The sequence below is a fragment of the Candidatus Poribacteria bacterium genome, from assembly GCA_021295755.1.
In the GTDB taxonomy this organism is placed as follows: Bacteria; Poribacteria; WGA-4E; order WGA-4E; family PCPOR2b; genus PCPOR2b.
The window spans coordinates 1-3,237 of the sequence record JAGWBT010000213.1 but is presented as its reverse complement, the minus strand read 5'-3'; the positions used below and the strand labels follow the sequence as shown (position 1 = coordinate 3,237).

The following is a 3,237-nucleotide window of genomic DNA, read 5'->3' as shown; positions in this document are numbered from 1 at the left end:
TGTTTCTTTCTTTCAAGCGCCGATAATTTTTATGGAACCGGTGTCAGGGGGCTCAAAGATGAGTCTAGAATATCTGAGGCGGGTGTACAACTCGCATAGCAATCCAATCTGGAACACGAGGCGTCCGAGTGGATTGAGTACGTACACAGACACTGAAGTCCAGAAATTGCGAGAGTATGTAATCAATCGTGGGGGATTCATCTATATATTAACACATGGGAACACGGATAATGCCATGAAAGGTACAAGAAAGGTGTTACGGGAACTGCTTCCGGAGCACCCACTTGGCTTGATTCCCAATGATCACCCGATTTATAACGCCTATTACTCGCTAAATGGCCCCCTGCGTTTTCCGTTGCGCATGGTTGGATCTACCGGCCATGGTATTCCCCTGCATTTCGGTCCTTACTCCGAACTGCAAGGTATCACGATTGATGGACGGCTTGCCGTTTTAGTCGATACTGAACAGATGATGCATGTGATTGATGGCAAAGTTCAGAAACCGTTCTACGGCAAGTTTCAAAACCGGAACAAGATCCTAGAGGAGTTTGCGCCCCACGCGGTGCGACATATGATTAACATCGTCGTCTACGCCATCACACATGGGAATATTTCGGATTACAGCAACTACGTTCCCGAAACAGTTTTGAAAGATTCTGGTGACAAAGGTCCTCGCAAGAAAGCCCCCATTGTCACACAGAAATTGTAAATTTCTGATCGGCCAAGGGTGGGAACAGATTGAAGGAGTCGCATAACCGATTTTCCTACTTTTTGAATTGTCTCCCTTACCGTCTCACGGTGGTTTAACCCATGCATTTTGCCAACAGGCAAATTTTGAAAGGAGGAAGTGGAACGTTTATCGGCTTATGCCGGATAAACGTACCCACGAATTCTTATGGCGCACTTAACTCGTTACACTTATCTCAGTTTTTTTGCTTTGACGCTGTTTGCGTCTGTTATCGGTTGCGGTGATGACGAGGTAGTTGATGATATAGGTCCCCAAGTTGTGGCAACACCTGAAGGTATCGTCAAAGGAACCATCATAGATTTGGTAACAGAGCAGGGGATAGTAGGTGCCCAAGTCACACTGGTCACGGAGAAGAAACTCCCAGGCGGTGATATTGAACAGGAAGATGTCGCTTCAACAGCCACTAACTCTAGTGGGGACTTCATATTTGGAGAGTTGAAAACCGGTGAATACATCTTGAAAATCACTGCCCGTGGTTATCTAGGTCAACAGGGACGGGTGGAAGTTACCCGTAAAGAACCTGGAATCGTTAATTTCCGCCTTGAACCCGGTGTTAGGTTTAAGGGGACAGTGATTTCTGATGATGGAAAGGGCGTTGCGAATGTCCTTATCTCTTTGGGTGAACGCGCGGCAGTGACGAGTGGTGGCGGACAATATGATATTTCCCCGGTCTCTAAGGGAGTATACAACTTGACAGCGGAAAAGCCGGGCTATCATACAACACACATACCGGGTATAACCGTCGGCGATAGTGACATCTCGCGAAAGATTACTATTCGACGCAAAGCGGCAGGACAGATTGTTTTCGCGCGTGGCAATGTTGCCGGCAACGATTTTTTTGGTATTTCAGTTATCAACGCCGACCGTACAGGAGAAAAGCCACTGACGCACCTCTCCGACGTACAGCCCTCCTGGTCCCCTAATGGTAGGGAAATTGCCTTCAGTCGTTCAGAAAACAGGGGGCTACCACAAATTTACATTATGGATAACCGTGGGAGCAACGCCAGACCTATCAGAGGAGGCCATTTTAACGATCGGAATCCGGCTTGGTCTCCTGATGGGCGTCGCATTGCTTTTATTCATTCGCGAGTATTGGGCCAGCCGGCACTATACACCATGAATGTGAACGGCGGAAATCGTGTACGCCTTTCCGACTGCCACGCAGATTCTGTGCCGACATGGTCGCCCGATGGCACTCAGATTGCCTATTCTTACCAACCGAAGGGTGAGGGAACCCGGAATCTGTTTGTGGTAGACATCGAGGCATTTCTTGCTGCCCAAGAGGCTCCCCCAACGAAAGCAGAACCCGAGCCCGAGATAGTACCGGAGCCAGAACCGGCGATACCGCAACAGCCAGAACCGGAGCCAGACCCGCATCAAACACCAGATGAGGAGGACAAAAAGGAGGGTGAGGGTAATCCACCTCAAGCCCCGAGTGTCGACCCACTAGGAATCCAAGAAGGTGTTCAACGTTTAACGACTGGTTCAAACAACAATTTCGAGCCATCTGGACTGGAGTCCCGATGGCTCGAAATTGGTATTTACCAAGGAAAGTTCCCCGCTTGATGCTGCGGTGTATGTCCTGGATCTGTTCTCGCGGGTTCAGACCCGATTGATTAACCAAGAAGGTTACAACGGCTATCCGTGTTGGTCTCCTGACGGGACGAAGATTGTCTTTAGCAGTGACCGCAACGGTAGTTTGGGTATCTGGATGATGGATGCCGATGGCAGCAACGTTGCCCTTATTTTCGATGAGTTGAGTCAAGATGATATCCTGAGTCAACACGCTTGGCGCGAGTACGACACAGTATACTAATCTGAAAAAAATAATATCAGATTTCAAACCTAAGCGTCGCTAAACAGCGGCGCTTTTTACGTCCTATGGCAATCCAATCCACACGCTGGTTCTGTTAACATTTGACGGATTGAACCAATCTGTGTACCTTGAAGCAATTGTGGATAACCGCTTGGGATTTTAGCGGATTGCCCGATGGTAACAGTGTTTACCGAATTAGCGATAGCAAAATGTCAACCATTCCGGTTAATTTTGGGAGTATGGACATAATATGTCCATACCCTTCAAAAAACTAGTTGCAAATGAATGCAACGAGGTTTATATGGTGGATTGTTCTAATCTAAGCTATGCTCGCAGCAGTGGATTTGCCAATCCACCGGGAATCGTGATTGATTCGATTTAGCTCTCCCTTTCTTGGTTTGCAGCGTTTCCTATAAGCAGCAGCTTGCATATAGTGTAATGTTCCGGGTATTCGAGGGGCTTTACTGTCCTTAACCATGTTTCCCATTAAAAGATTGTATTTCTAACCAAGACATGCTATAATGTCTCTCAAATAACAGTGTATGAATAGCGGTTGACCAACCAATGGACTGTCATCCTGCCCAATCATTAGGGCTAGGTAGAAATAACCAGTTGCAAAAGCCTTTCATTCTGAACCGCCTAAAGCAGTATGAATATAGAAAATGGACGAAGC

3 protein-coding genes are annotated in these 3,237 nt (G+C 47.4%); all 3 read left to right on the top strand.

Annotated features, from left to right (window positions below):
- On the top strand, positions 1-709 hold a 709-nt coding region (locus tag J4G02_22000; protein MCE2397187.1), incomplete at its 5' end, for a DUF4159 domain-containing protein.
- Positions 710-895: 186 nt separating this feature from the next.
- Positions 896-2,314, top strand: a complete 1,419-nt coding sequence (locus J4G02_21995) for a carboxypeptidase regulatory-like domain-containing protein (protein MCE2397186.1) — start codon at positions 896-898, stop codon at positions 2,312-2,314.
- Entirely contained in the window at positions 2,283-2,564 is a 282-nt protein-coding gene (locus J4G02_21990; GenBank protein MCE2397185.1) for a PD40 domain-containing protein, read from the top strand. Before J4G02_21995 ends, J4G02_21990 begins: the two co-directional genes overlap by 32 nt.
- The last annotated feature ends 673 nt before the right edge of the window (positions 2,565-3,237 follow it).